At 38.9% G+C, this 21,614-nt stretch carries 11 protein-coding genes; 8 read left to right on the top strand and 3 right to left on the bottom strand.

All coding sequences use genetic code 11. The features are described 5' to 3' along the window. Positions 1 to 18: 18 nt before the first annotated feature. The 3 genes from J7E57_RS08285 to J7E57_RS08275 all read right to left on the bottom strand — a co-directional run bounded on the left by J7E57_RS08285 (position 19) and on the right by J7E57_RS08275 (position 6,197). On the bottom strand, positions 19 to 1,350 hold the full coding sequence (locus J7E57_RS08285; RefSeq protein WP_215126949.1) for a Gfo/Idh/MocA family protein: 1,332 nt from the start codon (positions 1,348 to 1,350) through the stop codon (positions 19 to 21). Between the two features lie 112 nt (positions 1,351 to 1,462). Continuing rightward, positions 1,463 to 3,013 (bottom strand): SusD/RagB family nutrient-binding outer membrane lipoprotein, encoded by a 1,551-nt coding sequence (locus J7E57_RS08280; RefSeq protein ID WP_215126947.1) that lies wholly within the window; start codon positions 3,011 to 3,013, stop codon positions 1,463 to 1,465. Between the two features lie 13 nt (positions 3,014 to 3,026). Continuing rightward, a complete protein-coding gene (locus J7E57_RS08275) occupies positions 3,027 to 6,197 on the bottom strand; it encodes a SusC/RagA family TonB-linked outer membrane protein (protein WP_215126945.1) in 3,171 nt (1,056 codons plus the stop codon). A 547-nt stretch (positions 6,198 to 6,744) separates the two neighbouring features. On the opposite strand from J7E57_RS08275, the gene J7E57_RS08270 reads away from it, so the two are divergent. From J7E57_RS08270 to J7E57_RS08235, 8 genes are all read left to right on the top strand, one after another. Further along, positions 6,745 to 7,632, top strand: coding sequence for an AraC family transcriptional regulator (locus J7E57_RS08270; protein ID WP_215126943.1), 888 nt, complete (start codon positions 6,745 to 6,747; stop codon positions 7,630 to 7,632). 895 nt (positions 7,633 to 8,527) lie between these two features. After that, positions 8,528 to 9,364: a fumarylacetoacetate hydrolase family protein gene (locus tag J7E57_RS08265; protein ID WP_251029851.1), complete on the top strand. Its 837-nt coding sequence runs from the start codon at positions 8,528 to 8,530 to the stop codon at positions 9,362 to 9,364. Beyond that, positions 9,361 to 10,938 (top strand): aldehyde dehydrogenase (NADP(+)), encoded by a 1,578-nt coding sequence (locus J7E57_RS08260; protein WP_215126941.1) that lies wholly within the window; start codon positions 9,361 to 9,363, stop codon positions 10,936 to 10,938. Before J7E57_RS08265 ends, J7E57_RS08260 begins: the two co-directional genes overlap by 4 nt. A gap of 24 nt (positions 10,939 to 10,962) precedes the next feature. After that, the gene (locus tag J7E57_RS08255) at positions 10,963 to 12,678 is read left to right on the top strand and encodes an IlvD/Edd family dehydratase (protein WP_215126939.1); all 1,716 of its coding nucleotides are present in this window, start codon (positions 10,963 to 10,965) and stop codon (positions 12,676 to 12,678) included. Between the two features lie 9 nt (positions 12,679 to 12,687). Beyond that, positions 12,688 to 14,007 carry a gluconate:H+ symporter gene (locus tag J7E57_RS08250; RefSeq protein ID WP_215126937.1) on the top strand — a complete coding sequence of 440 codons (1,320 nt, stop codon included), beginning with the start codon at positions 12,688 to 12,690 and terminating at the stop codon, positions 14,005 to 14,007. 139 nt (positions 14,008 to 14,146) lie between these two features. Continuing rightward, complete coding sequence (locus J7E57_RS08245) at positions 14,147 to 14,950, top strand: helix-turn-helix domain-containing protein (RefSeq protein ID WP_215126935.1); 804 nt, start codon at positions 14,147 to 14,149, stop codon at positions 14,948 to 14,950. 80 nt (positions 14,951 to 15,030) lie between these two features. Continuing rightward, positions 15,031 to 15,474 (top strand): DUF6223 family protein, encoded by a 444-nt coding sequence (locus J7E57_RS08240; RefSeq protein WP_215126933.1) that lies wholly within the window; start codon positions 15,031 to 15,033, stop codon positions 15,472 to 15,474. Between the two features lie 559 nt (positions 15,475 to 16,033). Next, positions 16,034 to 21,583, top strand: a complete 5,550-nt coding sequence (locus tag J7E57_RS08235) for a reverse transcriptase domain-containing protein (protein ID WP_215126931.1) — start codon at positions 16,034 to 16,036, stop codon at positions 21,581 to 21,583. Positions 21,584 to 21,614 lie beyond the last annotated feature (31 nt).

Raw genomic sequence — 21,614 nt, 5'->3', positions numbered from 1 at the left:
TCTGTTTAAACTATAACGTTAAACTTTGGGTAAGCTGTAGCCGTTGTGATACTGGGCCAGCAGGTATTTATCGTTGATCTGCTGATCTGTAAACTGGTGTTTAGCATTGTCCCATGATAATTTTTGTCCACTTCTGAAGGCAAGATTTCCCATTTGGGCAACGGTTGCTACATGCGCAGCATCCTGTATGGAGCAGTTCAGTTCTTCTTTTTTTCTGGATCTAACCACGCTAAAGAAATTGACCATATGATTGTCCAGTCCATTATCTGAAGATTTAACAAAGGGCTTGCTCACTTTATTGCCGCTTACCTTTTCTTCTATGACTTCCCAGCCTTGCCTGTTGAGGATCAGCGTGCCGTTGTTACCGATATAGGCAATGCCATGGTTGCGGTTATAAGAGCCGTTATCGATACCCATGGCAGAATCCCATACCATATTGAACTTGTCAAACTCATATAAGGTAGTCAGCGTATCAGGCGTTTCTTCATACAGATCGGGATAGGCGAAGCGGCCACCTAATGCAGATATGGTTTTTGGTACTGGTGAATTCATACCCAGCAGACCATAATCCAATAAATGCACGCCCCAGTCGGTCATTAACCCACCGGCATAATCCCAGAACCAGCGGAAATTGAAGTGATATCTGCTGGCATTGAATGCTCTTTTATTAGCCGGCCCAAGCCACATGGCATAATCAACGCCTGCAGGGGGTAGGGTATCAGGCACTATGGGTGCAGGTTTCATCCAGCCCTGATAACACCATACTTTTACCGTTCTGATATTTCCTAACTGGCCACTCTTTACGAAATCGACAACATCTTTAAAATGTTGCTGACTGCGCTGCCATTGACCTGCCTGCACAACCTTATTGTATTTTTCCTGCGCTTTAACCATGGTACTGCATTCGACAATAGAGTTGCCGACCGGCTTTTCGACATATACATCTTTACCTGCCTGTACTGCATGGATCATCATCAGGGCATGCCAGTGATCGGGTGTCCCGATAATTACGGCGTCGACGTCTTTATTATCGAGCAGTGCACGGTAATCTTTATATCTTTTAACTTTTGCGGCGTCAACATTCATCGACTTTAATTCGGCCATCCTTTCATCAAGCACATTGGCATCACTGTCGCACAGGGCGATCAGGTTTACGCCCGGTACTTTGAGGGCCGCTTTGAGGTCGGACCATCCCATGCCTTTGATTCCTATTACACCAATATTGATTTGGTCGTTTGCGCCAATAGTCTTACTGAAAAGGGCATAGGCAGGATTGTCTAAAGCAGAAAGCAGGGCAGTGGTTCCTACTGCAGTTGCAGCGTAGTTGAGGAAATTTCTACGGTTTAACATTTAATTTAGGTTAGATTTATACTGAAAGTAAATTACAAAATAATTAGTGGAGCATCTATGATATGGGTAAAATTAATAAGAATGTTACCCATATCTGTCGCCGGCATTTTTTCTATTTATCCCAAAAAACGCGTGTGTCCATATTATCTGGCCCACCATTGTCTGCAACCGCTGCCTGGTAATTCGTTGCATTTGCAGAAAGCTCAAGCGTTGGATAAACAAAGCGGCGAACAAAACCACCGGTTATATTTTGTCCTGCGATGGTATTGGGCGATAAGGCTGGAAAACCGCTCCTCCTGAAGTTAGCAAATGCCTCGGTACCATTGCCCCAGGAAGCCACCCAATATTGCGTATTAATCAGGTTGAGTGCATTTGCCGTTGTATAAGCATTAACGGGATTATTAATAAATGCATTTTGCGTAGCTAAAGGAATAATGGCTGCCGGGTTATAGGTTGTCCATTGGTCCATTGCCGCACGTATGCCATTAGCATAATAAACATCAGGTGTACTGCCACCGGTTATCCAGCCTCTAAAAGCGGCTTCTGCCAGCAACAATTGCGTTTGAGCGTGAGTGATAAAAAATTGCGGAGCGGTTAAACTACCGAAAATACTATAATTAACCTGCGAATAATTAAAACCCGAGCCGTTAGCGCCTCTAAATCCCGGAGCAGTTGATAAAGTAGCACTGCTATAGCCCACAGGAAGTCCGAACTGATTTGCAGATATGGTATCTGGTACGCTTGTAGGTGCCGCTAAAGGGTTTGCGTATTTGCCGGATATAAACTTCAATCGCGGATCGCCACTATTTTTTAATTGATTTACAAAGGGAGCCGCTAAATAATAAGTATTCGCTATCGCAGTAATCGTCTGGCTCACGGGATTAACGTAAGTTGTATTGTATTTCAGATAACAGTTGTCGGCATTTGATGTCATTACACCACCCGCTACTGCAGCTTGCACAATAGCTTGCGCTTTTGTAGGGTCTATTTTACTATACCTCATGCCCAATCGAAGTAATAAGGAATAACCCAATCTTTTCCACTGGGCGATATTGCCACCGTAAAACACATCAGCCTTTACGATATCCTTTGCCGGATCTAAAGCTGCCGTTGCTTCAGTAACTTCTTTAATCAGGTCGGTGTAAATCGCTGCCTGATTATCGTATTTAGGGGTAAGCACATTTGATAAATAGGCTTGCCCGGCTTCACTATAGGGTACGTTTCCGTAACTGTCTACGAGCATCATAAATTGGTAGGCTTTCCAGATTCTGGCTTCGTTATATAAATTTGTTCTTGCTGCATTGCCTTTGAGTTGGCTTAAGATCTGGACCAGTAATTGAACAGGGCCTGAAGAGCTTGTTGCGCCACTATTTGTTCCTGTATATTCAGCATTCCAATTTTGCGAAGTATAGGTTTGATTCAGTTGATTAAAATTAAATGCCGAGGTGATTCCCGAAAAAGGATTTACAAATTGCTGCACAATGGTTGGCTCGGTTTCCATCGTCGCTCCATGTGTTCCAAATTGTGCACTCGTAAACAAGAATGCCGCATCGAGTTCTGTTGGATTATTTGGATTAATATTCAATTTATCAAACCCTTTATTGCAACTGGAAATTACTGGAATCCAGATTGCGATGGCTATAATTCTGATTAAACTTTTCATATTGTATATAGAGTTAGAATTTTACATTTAAGTTAAATCCGTAAGTACGTGTTGTTGGCAGTGATGCCTGCTCATAACCGGTTAGGTTATCTCCGCTTGAGGCTATTGCTTCGGGATCAATGTTGGGCGTATATTTTTTGATGATCAATACATTACGACATACGGCAGATAGCACTAAGCCTTTCACATATTTTTTATTGATAAATTTAGACAAGTCGTATCCCAACGAAAGGCTTCTTAATTTAACAAAGCTCGAGCTGTAAATAAATGGATCCAAGATATTCGTTGAACGATAATTTGCGTAAAAATCTTCTGCATTTACAGCGGTGGTGTTTGGTAACCCGTCAGTAGCGTTTACGCCAGGGAAAATTACGCCACCCACACGGCCAGGTAAAGACTCTTTTGATAAACCTTCTCTTAATAAGTTTAAACTTGTACTAGAGAGCACTTTACCACCTGCTTTATAATCAATATGGGCAATAAAGGTGAAGCCTTTGTAATTGAACGTATTTAGCCAACCCCCAGTTGCTTTAGGAAGGCCACTACCAAAATTTACCGGTTTATCACTTGCTACGGGTTTGCCTCCCGATAATACAATATTTCCGGAAGCATCCCGCTTGTAAGTTGAACCTACAATTTGGTTAAGGGGTAAACCTACCACGTGAACAATAGACCCAAAAAACTCAGGACTGCCCACTACAAGTTGCGATTGATTATTAGCTAACGACAATACTTTTGAAGAGTTGAAAGCTGAATTAAAAGTCGTTTTCCAGGTAAAGTTCTTGTTTTGGATAGGTATTAATTCCAGGTTAAATTCTAATCCTTTATTGTTTAAACCGCCTAAGTTAACCAGCGTGGTGCTGTATCCGCTTGCTGCAGACAGACTTATTGGAACAGCTTGATTAGTCGTTTTCTTATCGTAAGCAGCTATGTCCAGGTTTACTCTGTTGTTGAACATGTGTAACTCGATACCTATTTCTTTTTCATTTACGCCAAAAGGCTTAATCTGGGTGTTTGGTGAAGCTGTCCCGTTTATACTTCCTAAGGGAAGCCCGTTGAATGAATTTTGAGCAAGCGCAAATGTTAATGCATTATAGGGGGCAACCCCCTGGGCGCTTCCCGTTTCTGCAACAGCAACTCTGATCTTTCCAAAATTTAACCATTTTGCTTGTGGAAGTAATTCCGAAAAAACGAAACTTCCGCTAATTGAAGGATAGAAATAATGATCTATATCTCTGGCCAGTACCGAGTACCAGTCTGTACGGCCGGTAAGACTGAGGTACAATAAATTTTTGTAGGACAATTCTGCAGTACCATACAATGAATTTACCGTTTGTTTAGTCTGGTTGTAACTCGAATTTGCAGTAACACCGTTTCCAATCGTATATAAACCTCTGATGTAAAAGTTTGTTACCGCTTCACTAAATGTAGAAGTAATTAAGGGAAAGTTATTACCACCTACCGTTGCATTAAATGAAAAATCTTTCCACTTATGCCCACCGCCCAGCAAGAAGTCAAAATTATTTTGGCGTGTATTTGCTGTACTTATCCCAAAGCTACCGTTATACATCCCTGCTGGTGCTGCAGATACTGCCAGTGTACCAGTCGGCGTGTTCGATTCATAGGTAGATTGCAAAAGGTCCATATTTGCCCTGCCCTGAAAATATAGCCAATCGAAAAACTGATAACGTACGACAGCAGTACCTAACAAATGATCTTTTGTTTGTCTTTGAAATTGGTGCGCTAATATCCAGTAGGGGTTGGTAACGGTAGCAAACCTCGAAGTAGGTGTTTCATTTCCGTTGGCATCCGTTGCGCCTGCCTCAAGTACATCAAAAGAAATGGAGTTAGCCAACCTGTAAATTGATGTAGGAATTGCATTTCCCTGTACGCCTATAAGTGGCGGATTGTTATTAAATTGGTGATCATAGTTAACGTAAAATTGTGCAGATAATTTATCGGTAAGTTTATAGTTAATACCAACGTTAAAAATCTTTTTATGATAATCGTTGTTTGGTATTATGCCCTGAGCATCTTGATTAGAAAGCGACACCCGAAAACTTCCTTTGTCATTACCGCCCGAAAGTGCAACGGTATTACTCCACGATGGAGCAAGTCTAAAGAACGTACTTATCCGGTCTTTAACAGGCGCATAAGGACGTTGAACGCCGTCGAATTGATACGTTGGTACATTATCAAATGGCACACCAAAACTCCAGGCCCCAGAACTTTGCGCAGTTCCTTGTGATGAGGGACGAATATTATTTTCACCTTGCCCGTACTCATATTGAAAATCTGTATAATCCAACGCTTGGTTTATCGTAAAATTAGAGTTGAACTCAATACCTAATCCACTATTTTTGGATCCCGACTTTGTTGTAATAATGATTGCACCGTTAACGGCACGCGAGCCATACAAGGCTGCAGCGGTAGATCCTTTTAGAACAGTCATCGATTCAATGTCGTCCTGGTTGATCCCTTGCAAATTATCTCCCTGGTCGACATTTTGTGTATAACCATTACTACTGCTTGCGCCCTGCGACATTGGCAGGCCATTTATGACGATCAGCGGCGAATTGTCTGCGGTGAAAGAAGATTGTCCGCGCAAACGGATCTTTGTACTCCCACCTGGCCCTGCGGCGGGTGGAGAAACGTCCAATCCGGAGATTTGGCCCTCAAGCGCATTGGCAAGATTAGTCGTGCGGTTAGTTTGTAATGCCTCTACGTCGGCTTTTTGAGCCGAGTAGCCTAGGCTTTTGGCCTCCCTTTTTATACCGAGGGCAGTTACGATAACCTCATTCAGAGCATTTGTAACCGTCAGCATAGAAACATTAACAACGGTTTTTGTATTTACTGTTATTTCTACGGGCTTATAGCCAATGGATGTGAACACCAACACCGCATTGGTATTTGCAACATTTATCGTATAACTGCCAGATGAATTGGTTATAGTAGCATTTCGCGTTCCCTTTTCAGCAACGCTAACGCCGGGTAAACCAACACCCTGTTCATCGGTAACTTTACCTGTAATTCCTATTGGCGCTAATTTTAACTTTTTGGTTGTCAAAGATTTGCTAGAAATTACAGTTGTTAGCCCACCAACTGATGCGCGTGCGGACTCGAAAAGCATGAATACCGTTAACACAGTACAAATAAATACCGGTGGAAGTAATTTTTTTTTCATAATTGTTGTTTGGTTAGAATTGTTTTTTTGTAATAAACCGCAGAAGGGGCGGTGCTGTCAGTTCGGAACATACGCAGCGTTTAGCGACTATGTATGGTGGTTGAATGTTAAGTAAATCTATCTCATATGATTATATTGGTTTGCTGGTTAATCAATCCCTGTTCTAATAACCTAAGGCTAAATAGTTTATTTGAAGAAAGTAGTTGCGAAGAATAGCAGCATCACCTTCCTTTTATATTTGGTTTCGAAACAGTTATGTTACACAAGCAAATAAAGACAACTTTAATGAAAAGCAATTTCAGTATTACAGCAAAAAATTGTAACATATTAACATAGATATTTCTTTGTGGTATGAGTTGCTGTCTGATAAAACATTCAAAATATGTCTGTTTATCAATTACTTACAGATTTTTTTCAACATAAAACCAATCTGATCCGCAAATAATAAAACCAGGCGTTGTTAATATAACTAGCATTAATAGGTAATAGGTATGCATTATATCGTACATAATTTATAATTTCATGCTATAGTTAACCAATTATAAACATGAAGGCTACTTTAAAAAAGGCTACTCCAAACCCGGAGCATTCCTTTAATATCCATAAGGATATAGGGCATGCGATATTAAGTGCATGGCACTATCATCCCGAGTGCGAATTATTAGTAGTTAAAAGAACCTACGGTACCTGCCTGATAGGCGACCACGTTGGTCCTTTTAAAAATGGTGACGTATTTTTATTTGGATCAAACCTGCCACATACTTTCCGGTGTGAACAAAAATATCTGGAAAGCGATACCGAAAAAGTTGGAGAAACAATCGTGATTCTTTTTCAGAACAACATCTGGGGTGATGCATTTTTGAATCTTCCTGAAATTAGTCCGATTGTTAAACTGCTGAACACAAGTAAGCTGGGTTTGCGTTTAAAAGGCGTAACCAGACGAAAGGTTGGCAAAATAGCGGAGGAAATGCTCAACGAATCGCCTGCCCGTAAGTTGATCAATTTATTATCCGCTTTAGAAATAATAGCTGCTTCGAAAGAATATGAAATTATATCATCCAACGGCTTTAACCCGGAAGTGAATAGCATCGATCAAAACCGCATTAACACGATATTCGAATACACTTTTAATAACTACCACCAAAAAGTAGCGCTAGAAGATGTGGCTGCATTAATTAACATGGGAAAGCACTCTTTTTGCAGGTACTTTAAATCCAAAACAAAAAAAACATATATCCAGTTTTTAATGGAAGTGCGAATTGGAAATGCTTGCAGATTGTTAGTAGAAGAGGAATTTAATATGACTGAAGTAGGTTATGCCTGTGGCTACAACAATATTTCTCACTTCTATCATCAATTTAAAACGCTTACCAAAAAAAATCCAATGGACTACAGATACAATTATCTTAAAACCGAAGAGAAAAAATTTGCCTAGTAACCTCTGTTCGATTATTAATATTCCTTTAAAGGTCTACTACAGACATTTTTCGTTCATAGCCGTTATCCTGAGGGATAATTAATTGTTAAAATGAACATGAATGGACAGGAGAATTTTTAACGAGCTGTAGACTGTGAGGAATCGTCATTGCGAGGAGGCTTTTTCAGCCGACGAAGCAATCTTACAACGATCGCTACTAGCGTGCGCATTAAGATTGCTTCGTTCCTCGCAATGACGATTTTTTTATTGGAGTCTGTCATTGTTAGGCTTAATTAATTGTTAAAATCAACATTCATGACAAATTTTTTAGCGAATTATAGGCTATGAGGAATCGTAATGCAAGTGGTTTAAGATTCCCGCCTGCGCGAGAATGACGGCCGTACTGATAGGATTCTGTCAATGGTAATTTATTTTACTGCGTAGCTTTCAGCTTCGCTACAGGTCAGGATCCAGTTAGCAATAAGATGCTGACCAGGTAGTAACTACAAGACAATCGAAAAAACAATTTCTGCTTGTAAAACAAATTCGATAGCTATCGGATGAGCATGACGATCGCGGTTTTTCAAGGGTTTAAAATTAGCCAGTGTAAATAAATATTAATCGAACTGAGGTAAGCACCAAGTTTTGAGTTGCTTTTAATGGGGCATTTAGTTAAGATATTGCCAAGTGATTTGCTTGAGGCAAGCCTGCTATCAAAAAAATGTCAGTTAACAATGATCAAATTAGGCAATGCAAACCGGTAATTTTAGTATTGCAGCATTTTATTGTATTATATTAACATTATGCTGTAAATGTGATCTAAAAGGACTTATTTGCCTTTCGATTTTACCGCCTGGATACTTAAATAAGGTTCAAACCTAATTTTCGATCCAAAAAACTAAACCAAATTATTATGAGAATTTATAACACCTCTAGCGGGATTATTATACACCACAATAACCAATATTTTTTAAGCGAAGAGAAAAACTGGGATATGTTTGTAAACAGGAGCAACCTCTTTAAATTGGTCAGTAGTGAGTTGCAACACCTTAAACCTAACGAAGATTTACAAGAGCTCACCAATTCAGCCATTTTAACGCCTATAGGTAGCCAGGAAGTATGGGCATCTGGCGTAACTTATTTTCGTAGTAGGGAAGCCAGAATAGAGGAATCAAAAGAAGCAAAAGGCGGGGATTTTTATGCCAGGGTATATGATGCAGATCGGCCAGAACTTTTTTTTAAGTCGCCATCTTACCGTACAGTGGGTTCTGGAGGAAACATACGCATCCGGGCAGATTCTAAATGGAACGTACCTGAACCGGAATTGACCTTATTTATCTGCTCAGCAGGCACTATAGAAGGTTATACAATAGGCAATGATGTATCTTCGAGGGACATTGAGGGCGAAAACCCGCTTTATCTCCCGCAGGCAAAATCATACAATGGAGCTACCGCTTTAGGTCCTTGCCTTTTAGTTACAGACGGACCAATAGATCCTGATACCAATATCAGCATCGAAATATCAAGAGATTCTGAGGTCCTTTTTAAGGAGAAAATATCTATTAACCAAATGAAACGTAAGCACACGGAATTAGTGGCTTACTTGTTTCGGGAGTTAGATTTCCCTTATGGAACCTATTTAATGACAGGTACAGGAATAATCCCTACCGATGATATCACTTTACACAGCGGAGACATTGTAAAAATAACCATTTCAGAGATTGGTTCACTTGTAAATATCGTAGCATGATAAACATTGGCAAACAAATTATAGGTTTCGAAACCTCTGCCGAAGCAAGTGACATGATTAGTTCAATAAACAGGTTAACCGGCGAAAAAATAGCGGCTTTTTCTGTAGCTACAATAACTGAAGTTGACAGGGCTGTTGAAAAGGCAACAGCTGCATTTCAGGTTTACCGCAAAATATCCGGTGTAAAAAAAGCCGCATTTTTAGAAGCGATTGCCAAAGAGATCATTGACCTTGGAGACGAATTGATAACGGTTTGCTGCGCAGAATCCGGACTACCGAAAGGCCGTATAGAAGGTGAAAGAGGACGGACTGTGGGCCAGTTGAAGTTATTTGCTGAATTATTAAAAGAAGGATCCTGGTTGGATGCCCGAATTGAGACAGCGAACCCAGACCGCGTACCGCTCCCTAAACCGGATATCCGCTCCATGCACATACCACTGGGACCAGTAGTCGTTTTTGGAGCGAGTAATTTTCCCCTTGCGTTTTCTGTAGCTGGGGGCGACACCGCATCTGCACTGGCAGCGGGTTGCTGTACAATAGTAAAGGCACATCCTACACATCTTGTAACCAGCTCGCTAATAGGTAATGCCATCAATAAAGCCGCTATTTCAACTGAAATGCCTGACGGTGTTTTTTCGCTTCTTTTTGGAGACGGTCCTGTTTTAGGTGCTCAGTTAGTTAAGCACCCAGGCATAAAGGCTGTTGCATTTACAGGTTCATTTGGTGCAGGTAAGGCCATATATGATATGGCTGTGCGCCGGGAAACACCTATTCCGGTTTATGCTGAAATGGGGAGCACCAACCCGGTGTTTATTCTTCCGCAGGCTTTATTAGAAAAATCCCAGTCGTTAGCTAATGGGTTTTCTGGCTCAGTAACGCTAGGCGTAGGCCAGTTCTGCACTAATCCAGGCATGCTTATTTATGAAAGTGCTGATGCCGCACCTGATTTTATCCAGAAGCTTGAAGAAGAATTTGGACAAACTTCGGGAGGCGTAATGCTTACTGGCGATATCTATAAATCATACCTTGCCGGCGTTGAAAAACGTAGCGGAATGTCTGGAGTCAAAACACTTGCAAAAGGCAATTACACGACAAATTTAAATGTTGCAGCCCCGATTTTATTCAAAATAACAAGTGATTTATTAAAAATTCATCCTGATTTGTCTGAAGAGCTTTTTGGGCCAACCAGCGTGGTAGTAGAAGCAAACTCTAAAAAGGATATTATTGAAATAGCAAAGAATCTTAGCGGGCATTTAACTGCTACAGTACACGGAACCGATAGCGACTTGGTTGAGTATAAAGATTTACTCGATATTTTAGAACAAAAAGTAGGCAGGTTACTCATTAATGGGTTTCCTACAGGTGTTGAAGTTTGTAGCGCTATGGTTCATGGAGGGCCATTTCCCGCAACAACAGACCAAAAAACAACATCGGTAGGCACAGCTGCAATTGACAGGTTTACGCGGCCGGTGTGTTACCAGAATATGCCGGATAAACTATTGCCAGATGAATTAAAAAACGCAAACCCGTTAAATATTTGGCGACTGGTAAACGGCAATCTAAATAAGGATTAATAATTAACATAGTATATTCTAGATATGAAATCATATAGAAGTTCGACCTGGTTTGGGAAAAAAGATAAAATGGGCCTCATCTACCGCAGTTGGATGAAAAACCAGGGCATGCCCGAAGACATGTTTGACGGCAGACCGGTAATAGGGATTTGTAATACGTGGTCTGAACTTACACCCTGCAATGCCCACCTGCGCGATATTGCCGAAAGTGTTCGTCGCGGGGTATTGGAGGCTGGCGGCTTTCCGCTTGAATTTCCCATCATGTCATTGGGAGAAACGCTCATGAAACCCACCGCTATGTTGTTCCGTAATCTCGCCAGTATGGATGCAGAGGAATCAATAAGAGGCAACCCTATTGATGGTGTAGTACTACTTACGGGCTGCGATAAAACTACGCCTTCTACGTTAATGGGAGCCGCGAGTGTAGATTTACCAACGATTGTGGTTCCTGGCGGGCCAATGTTAAACGGAAAATATCACGGACATGACATAGGCTCAGGAACAAGCGTATGGAAGCTGACAGAGGAATTAAAGAAAGGCGAAATTACTTATGATGAATATGCAGAAGTAGAAAGTTGCATGTCTCGTAGTCCGGGCCACTGTATGACAATGGGAACGGCTTCCACTATGGCTTGCATGGTAGAAGCCTTAGGCATGAGCCTTTCCGGCGGTGCGGCTATACCCGCCGTTGATTCTCGGCGCAAAAGACTTGCTCAGCTATCGGGAAGGAGAATAGTTGAAATGGTTAAAGAAGACTTGAAAATTTCTAAAATACTAACACGCGATGCTTTTGAAAATGCAATTAAGGTAAATGCGGCAGTGGGAGGTTCCTCAAACTTTATTATTCACCTCACCGCTATCGCAGGGCGTATGGGTGTAGCGCTAAACTTAGACGATTTTGATGATATTGGCAGTAAAATGCCGCTTCTTGTAAATCTTATGCCTTCAGGCAAATTTTTGATGGAGGATTTTTACTATGCTGGTGGTGTACCTGCTGTTTTAAAACAAATGCAATCTGTTTTAAAAATGGATACCATTACGGTAAGCGGGAAAACGCATGCCGAGAACATTGCTGTTACAGGAATAAATTACAATAAGGAAGTTATTTATGAATTTGAGCAGCCGATCATTCAAGAAGCCGGAATTACTGTACTAAAAGGTAATCTTGCAGTTAACGGAGCGGTTATAAAGCCATCTGCAGCTACGCCCAGTTTGATGCAGCACCGAGGTAGGGCAGTAGTGTTTGAAGACATTGAGGATTACCATGCGAGAGTAGATGACCCTGATTTGGATATCGATGAAACTTGTGTAATGGTTTTGAAAACGGTTGGTCCGGTCGGCTATCCGGGTATGCCTGAGGTGGGCAACATGACTTTACCGAAAAAGCTACTTGACAAGGGTGTAACAGATATGGTAAGGATATCGGATGGCAGGATGAGTGGTACGGCATATGGTACAGTTATACTGCACGTATCGCCAGAGTCTGCTATTGGTGGAAATTTAGCGCTTGTAGAAAACGGAGACATCATTGAGCTGGATGTAGCCAATAAACGTATCCACCTTGAAGTGAGTGATGAAGCGTTAGCCCTGAGGCGAAGCAACTGGATACAGCCACCTCTTTCTGCAACACGTGGCTATGTAAACTTATATGTCAAACATGTTCAACAGGCAGATAAAGGTGCTGATTTGGACTTTTTAGTAGGCGGTTCAGGTTCAACAGTAACCAGAGACTCTCATTAAAGTAGGAACATGGATGTACTGATTCTTTTTGGCTGCATAGCCCTACTTGTATTATTAATTGCCTGGGCGAAGGTTAATACCTTTCTTGCATTTTTGATCGTATCTGTAATGGCAGCTGTATTGTTAGGTATGCCCGCCACCAGTATTCCGCAAACTATTAATAAAGGATTAGGAGATACATTAGGATCACTAGCAATTATCATCGTTTTGGGCGCCATGCTCGGAAAACTCGTCGCTTCCAGTGGTGCCGCTCAAAAAATAGCCACAGTATTAAAAAAGACATTCGGCGCTAAATACGTAACCTGGGCCATGTCTTTAACAGGCTTTATCGTGGGCATTCCATTATTTTATAATGTTGGGTTTGTATTGCTTATTCCAATTATTTTTTCGGTAGCGTACAACTATAAGTTGCCTCTGGTATATGTAGGATTGCCTATGCTTGCATCACTATCCGTGATGCATGGTTTTTTGCCACCTCATCCATCGCCCATGGCTTTGGTTACTCAATTTAATGCAGATTTGGTTAAGACCTTTATTTATGGTTTAATCGTGGCCATACCTGCTATAATTATTGCAGGGCCTCTTTTCGCAAAAGTATTGATAAATATGCAATCTGGCCCAACAGTTACCTTGCAGGCCGATGAACTGCCCGATAATGAATTGCCGGGTATAGCAAATAGTGTGGTTTCTGCATTGTTACCTGTACTTATAATTTTGGGTACCACGTTGATAACCAGGATATGTAGCGATAATATGGCTATCGTAAATCTCGCCAGCTTTATCGGTGATCCAACTATTGCCATGATATTAACCATTTGTATTGCAACATTTACACTTGGAATCAGGTCAGGTAAAAAGCTGATTGACATTATGGTGATTTTTGTTGATGCAACAAAAGATATAGCGATGATCCTTTTAATAATCGGTAGCGCAGGTATTTTGAAACAAGTATTTGTAGAAACAGGGGTAAGCAACAGCCTTGCCGCAATTTTGCAAGGGTTAACCCTGCCACCTTTATTATTGGCCTGGTTAATAACGGCTGTGCTAAGGCTTTGCCTGGGTTCGGCTACCATAGCTGGCCTCACCGCTGCTGGTATCGTTTATCCGCTTGTTGGGCCTAATGGTGCCGATCCAAATTTAATGGTGCTCGCGGTTGGATCAGGGAGCCTATTTTGTTCTCAGGTAAATGACTCCTCTTTTTGGCTATTCAAAGAGTATTTAGGATTATCTATAAAACAAACATTTTTGTCCTGGTCGCTGATGGAAACGCTGGTATCAGTTATCGGACTTATTGGAATACTGATCATGAACCAGGTACTGTTTAGATAGATCATCATCACATTTAATAAATACAAAATGTACAGTTTATAACAGCTTGTACGATAATTGATTATATGCTATTCGGTGATTTAAAATATTTTGTAATTTTATAATACTTCGACACAAGAAATTTATTAAAAATATACAAATGAACTATGGTATCATACAACCGCCCCAACATCTTACCGACTATGTTCGGTTCTACTGGTTCGTAGAGGGCAATCTTCCATACGTTCATCATGCTTTTGCCTATCCTTGCCCGGAATTTATATTTTGTTATAAGGGACATTTCAATTATGGTATTGCGCAGAGGAAAGATGCCCCATTTACTTCCGGCATCTTTGGACAGACAGAAACCTTTAGCCGAGTGACTTTGAATAATAAATACTTTGGGATTTTTGGCGTTCACTTATATCCTCACACATTTCCTCAATTATTTCGCTTGCCGGCAAGCGAGCTTTCCAATCATTATGCAACCATAGATTCTGTATTGGGAAAAGATGGCGAGATGCTTGAAGAAGAAATGATGTTGGCCTCAAATAATACCCAGAGAGTGAAACTTATGTCAGACTTTCTGGAAGCACGACTGAAAAATGCGAGAATCGAACACTCCTCAATTTCTTCCGCTATCGCAACCATTGTAGGGTCTTATCATACGAGTTCAGTACAGGCTTTAGCCGATACCAATTTCTTATCACTGCGGCAATTTGAAAGGCGGTTCAAAGAATTGTCCGGCTTCAGCCCAAAATCATTTTTGCGGATTATGAGGTTTAATTCTGTTCTCAACAAACATTTTCAACACAAGTCTTTAACTGAGATAGGTATAGCGTGCGGCTATTATGACCAATCACACTTCATTCACGATTTTCAAAAATTTTCAGGTATCAGCCCAAAAGAATACTTTAAGAAGGAAATGCTGGCGGCGGCTGGTAGAGGTACGGTGGAGTTCTAATAGCAGTATGTCGTTTTTTTACAATTTTATCTTTGACGAGAAAAATAATTTTGTAATCGAAAATATAAATTCATTGTAATATGAGAAAAATCATTTCATTTATTTTATCTGTAAGTTTAATCATAGTTTGTTGTTTATTTGCGCCTGTAAAAACATTTTCGCAAACATCTGAGACCACAAATAAAACAGAAACCGCTAAAACAAAAAAGTCAAGCCTTTTTAACGAAGATGGTTATGTACAAGGCATCACTCCTGCACGGGCTATCGGGTTGGCAGAATTGCTTTTGGGTATATTGAGTATCGTCTTTGCCGCTCGTGCAAAAAAACGTTCTTCAATATCAGGAGCAAAAACTGCCTTGACGCTGGGCTTGGTTACAGTTACGCTTAGTATAGTGCATTTCGTTACAACGGCAGGTGCTGTGTTCGGGTCAGGAAGTGGAAAGGCCGGTGCAATTTTGGCAATAATATTAGGTTTGGTCGGCATAATACTTAGCTGGTCGGCTCTTCCCCGAAAAAAAATATAGAACATATTTCAGCATCAAAGCGGTGTGTTTACACTTCGTGTGTTAACGTAAACAAAAAAGCCACACATTTTCTGTGAGGTTTCTTGATCCCGCTGGGATTGGCTCAGCCCCGCAAAATCCCGAACTCGGTCCTGAGCCTTTTACAAATCGAGACCCATGCCGGCGCTTCTGTCGAATCCCAGCAGACATAAAACAAAAAAACCTCACATTTCTGTGAGGTTTTTCGTGATCCCGCTGGGATGTGAACTTCGTTCAGTTTTCAGCGTTTAAAGGCTATCTGAAAGGTTTTTGAAAAGTGACTCACCGAATCACTCACCTTTTTGTCTGTATTTTTTAGTTGCAATTGCTATGGTATAAATATAGTATTTTTTTTGAAAAAATTAAAAAAAAAGATTACTACTTAAACTTGATAAAACTTACTATTTTTAGTTGAGTTAGGAATCTTTAATTTTAAGTAGACCAAAAATATTGTAGTTTGTTGCCCCTAATTTCAACTTGTTTTTTTTTATATATTTGGCTATTACCCATAAAATAGCTAAGCCACAATATAATTTTATTTATGCGCGATCAAAATATCTATAAAGAACTATCACATAAGCTTTTCGATCTTTTTTTTGCAGACAAGAGTAAATATGGGGTACAATTAGAAGATTCTAGCTATCGACTAATTAGATCTAAGATATCCCCTGTAACAATCGATAAGATGTTACTCAACCAGGGGAGTTTGTTAGCTTATCAGGAACTTCATGCAATGCAATATGCCTACATCAAATGGATTTGTATTGACTTAGATATTAGCAAAAAGGATATTGATGCAAATAATGTAAATCCAAAGAATTTACAAGTGGTAAAAAAGGCTTGTGATGATGTTTGTGAGCTTTTGGAGAAGTTGAAAATACCTTACCTAGTTGAATTTTCTGGGAGACGCGGTTTTCATATTTGGGTAATCTTTGACCAACTACAAACAAAACTTATTGGATTCAAGCTCATTAGCTATATACTTTCAAAAATATTACTGCCTTATAATATTACTGCCGATCGTTTTCCTAAAACAGGCTTTGTCAATAAACAATCTAAGGGCATTGGTCTTGGTGTTAAACTACCGTTATCTCAGAACAAAGCTTCAGGTTACCAATCTTTTTTCTTAAAGGACAGAACAGTATTCGAGTTTGATCTTGAAAACCATAACGTAACCCCAGATGATAGTTTTTTTAAGGAACAACTTTCTATTCTGGAAGATTATCAGTGTGTCAGTATAGAGAAAATCCAGCCTTTTTTGGATGAATTTGATTTAGCTAACAAGTCGAATTTATCTCCTTCATACATTAGATACCGTTATCTTGAAATCGCCCAATTAAATGTAACTTACGATAATGCGATATCCGCATTGCGGAAATGTCAACATATCGATAAAATTTTGACAAATTATGAAGCTGGCATCAATACACAGGATAGAAGGATTCTAGTAGGTCTGCTCGGTCGATTAACAACAGCTGATGATCCAGAATTTGGAATAAATCTGTTAATGGAGATTTTTTCCAGAGTAAAAAATTTCAGAAGGGATCTAACCATACAAAATTTAAAATTAGCAAAGGATTACTACCCTGTAACTTGTAGCTATTTTGGTAATTGTAATAATTGTTCTCACGAAAAAATTACTTCTCCCGTAGAGTTGATTGCAAATATCAATGTCAGCTTAAATGAGTTTTTTAAAATCTCTAACATCTCTGAAAACCTATTTCAAAAGATAAAAAGTGCGCTAGCGAAGTATGCCCTTATAAATGATGAAATTCCACTATATTTTCAATTAAAGAAACTTGAAAGCATAGAATTTCAGGCTATTTATGACAGGATAGATCATGTGCTGTCAGGCAAATCAAACCGTTTTGGTGAAAGCTATCAGTTTACAAGAAATGAAGGAAACAAATTAAGATCCTTGTATAATCTGGATCACGTAGATGGTTTTGTCTCTACATATTTTATGTTCATTGTGAACACTCTTTTCTACACTGAAATCTCTCCAAATTCATATGGTTATCAATTGACCCCAAGTTTTACCGACGGTAACATATTTAAAAATTGGTTTTCTAATTGGGCTAAGTTCTCTAACCGTATCGAGCATAAAATATTCAATGAGGAATATCAAGAGTATTATCTTGTAAAAGTAGACATCAAAGGGTTTTATGATAGAATTGATTTGCAGAGACTTGCAATTAAGCTATATGAGGAGGCTCCAAAATCTATCGCTGATCGCTTGAGTGGTTTAGCCGAGGAAGATAAAAGCAAATTTAAGAATTTGGTTAAATATCTGGTCGAGCTATCTAGGGATACCACTGGAGATGAAAATAGAGGTTTGCCCCAAGGACCTGCTTATGCCAGATACCTTGCTGAATTATACTTGTTAGGTTTGGATAAATTGATCGAACAAGAGATAATAAAAGATGTCAGCAGAGAGTATTACTATCGTTTTGTAGATGACATATTCATTTTTGTGGAAGATTTTCAGAAAGCTCAAAACGTCCTAAAAGCTATCGAAAGGTGGGTTGGCATAAATGGTTTAGAGCTAAATTACCAAAAAACAGAAATTGAGAATGTCAAAAAATACGGTGAAAAGGGCAAGTTTAAAAAATTTAAGGATGATGCCAAATACCTGATAAATAAAGCAAATAAAAATAAAGCTATAATATCGGAAACTGAGGTTCAGGAGGCTTTGGCTAAACTGGATCAGATTACCTCGGACGTAAAGTTTGGACTTAAGGATAATCTTAGGTTTTTTTACTATCAATTCACAAATGATCCTAGGCTTAATCACGTAAAATCAAAGCTTAACCGTATCCTGCCGTTCGCAGATTCAGGTCGTGGAACATTATTTATGTTATTTTACACCGATCTGATTAAAAATTTCCCGTTAGAATTCTGGTCTTTAGCCGACCTACAAGAAAAGATATCGGGGCTTTCTCTAGGACATTTTCTGAATACAATTCTTATCCACGGCGATTTGGCCGCCGATAATATGGATAAGATTGCGACGTTGCTTGGCTCCATTGTAGAAAGGCAAGATTTAACAGACGCTCAGAAGAGCTTAGTGGTTGCACTATCTCTTCAATTTAATCTGCCAATTAAAAAAGAATTTCTAAATGGATGCTCAAAATCAACAATCAACTCTATAATGGAGACACCTGACATTACCTATCATACAAGTACCTACGACTTTATTATTTCCAAGTTGGAGGATATGGATAAGCAAGCGTTCATACTGGAACTCTTCAGAATAATCCATGATAATCCCTTAGATGCAGATGTAGCTCAAAAACTTGCAAAATATACATTCACGAGGTTTTCTGAATGGAAGGAAGACCAGGAATTGACGGACTTGCTTATGGAACCGAAGATGATGATATGCTATTACAATTGTCTTTGTTTCTTTACCTTATTTGATAATTCCGATGACGAAAATCAGCTGATCAAATGCTGGGAGTTATTACTTGTATGTGGAGAAAAGCAATCACACGAACTTGATGTTAAATTTGAGTGGCTCAACCGAGTCATTGAGCATAAGATCGAGGATTTTTCAAAAAGCAGCTACCTGATATTATTATCTAATAAACTGGGAGCACAACTAGCAACATTTAACAGTGAGTACGACTTTATCGGAAATTTTAGAAGTATATTATTGGTATTACTTTTTGCAGGTGATAGAACTGCAGAGGTATTTACTAAACCTGGCGAAGATTTTATTGACGATTCTCTTTTTGGGAAATGGCTTAAAGATCCTGATGTTAGGCTATATCCGATAGCAGATCATATATGTTTGAAAAACTTGGCTTTAAATGGTTTGATAGTCTTGGAGAGCAATGAAACAATTTTCATAAAGGACGTGGCAAAATCAGTTGACCTAGAAGTATTTAATTATCTACCTGTAGCAAATGACCCTCATAGCGTTGAAGTAGAGCTAACAAAGGGAACCGATACAGCAGCAGTTTACAAAAAGTTTGTAGACTTTACCAGCTTCATTAAAGCCGTTAGACTACATATTGATGATGCTGAACTATTTACATCAACCTTCAAAACAAGGCTTCCGGTTTATTACAGAGTTCCCTATAAAGTATCTCAGTGGCCATTGATCCCATTCTACTCGTCATTTACACAAAGAATATCAGCATATGGTGTATCTAAGGAAAACGATATTAATAGTTTTTGGGAAGATATAGATTACATAATCAAACAGGATAATGAAGCATTGATGATGATAGATGATGAAACCAATCCTTTCAATTTTAGCTTGGAAGAAATGGGCGAACGCTTCTATCCTTTATCTGAAATTATCATACAGAGCAATGAAGATCGAATTAAATTCATAAAGCATTTCTCGGATCTTCTGCAAGATCATCCAATTGAAACAATTTATGATTTTCAATACGTCTGGTCTGCAACAGTCAATCGAATATTAGAAGAAAGCAATTCTCTTTCTGCTGGAATAATTGAATATCTCACCGTCCATTTCGCTAGTTTCGAGGGTAACAGTAAACCAGCAATTGATCTGATTTTTGCTGTCAATGATAGAACGTTGCTTGAAAAATCTAATTTGGATCAATATTTTGGCACAATAAGACAGTCGTTTGTCAATTTTCAAAGTGAACCAGCGATCAATGATTTCAGCCTAGTTCAATTATTTGATGATTATGTATCGCCATTTTCTACATTGATTTCAGAGAAGTATAAGCTAAGCGTCGGAGACTTTGTATCAGGTACATTTTCTTATACTACAGGATTCAATGTTAAAACTTCTCAAAATGAGACAAAAGCAAAATTGAATGATGAAGACATAGATGGTCGAATTTTGCTTTTATACGACAATGAGACGAATCGATTCTATTCCAAAACAATTTTAGAATTAAAGAACCTGACCCAAAACAGAGATGTGTTCGTTTGCAGTTGCGAAATTGAAGAAGAAGGCAAGAAGAGTGAGGCTGTGTTGATTTATTTATCTGATCACCAATTATCAAAATCTTTTGAAAGAATTAAATATAGACAAGACATTTTTAAGACCGCTGTTAAGGAAAGTTCAGAATACAGAAATGTATTTCCAAAGGATGGTTTCTATCAGTCGATAGAAAAGATTTATGAAGAATTTACATATCAAGATTTAGAGAAAACTTTAAAAAACCATTATGGTACTTCTGTAAACATTAAGGATAGGATAGTTTCGTGGTTGACACTGATAAATGAGACGAGCATAAAAGGTAGTGAATTTGAGAAATATCTTGATGGTAAAATCAGCTTGGATCAGGTTCGTAGAGCTATTCTGACCTTATTGTCGGTTCACTGTCCAATTGAAGATAGTGATATAAAATATTTCAAAGAACAGCTTGATCTTGTTCGCAATGATGAGCACTTGATATTCGCCATCAAACATCCCGACAGAGATAAAAATGGACTATTTAGGCTCTTGGCAAAGTGTGGATATCCTGATAGAGATCCCGATTTTGAAAAAAATGTTCGACTTATGTATTCCGGTTCAAAAATACCAGATAAACTCGTAATCTTAGTTGATACTTCTATTAGTGGAAAGCAATTTTCAAAGGGCTTCAAATACTATACTACAGTTTTAAATGATGCCGAATCGCTGTTAAAAGCCAATCAGAATCTTGTCAATTTAAAAGATAAATATTTTGAGTTTAAAAGTATTCAGGAACAGAAGCACTTCATTAACAACCTTAAAAGTATAAAAGAGGTAATTATCATAACCCCAACTATTACTGAAGCATTTAAAACTAATGTAAATGGATTAGAAAGTTTAATGGATAAGAAAATAACATTTTTATCTAACAGGGTAGTCCCTTTAGAATCTTACATGTATTTACATAATAGATTTAATAAAGATCAAAAAGAAATAATTAAGCATCTGATTACAGATATAGATCTTTTAAAAACAATCTTTAAAATCGAAGATCCTGAGAAATATATTGAATTCGGAACTAAAACCGAGGAACTTAACACTCTTTTGAGAATTGGATCCTTGCCAACTAAGCACATAAAGCTTCTTAGTTTATCTACGTTGAGTGGTCAAAAACCATTGCTCGAATATATAGACAACTGGAAAAAATAAAATCATATGTCTACTGATTTTTAGCAAGTAA

Source organism: Pedobacter sp. ISL-64, assembly GCF_018613605.1.
Taxonomy (GTDB): domain Bacteria; phylum Bacteroidota; class Bacteroidia; order Sphingobacteriales; family Sphingobacteriaceae; genus Pedobacter.
This window is presented reverse-complemented; position numbering and strand designations above follow the sequence as displayed.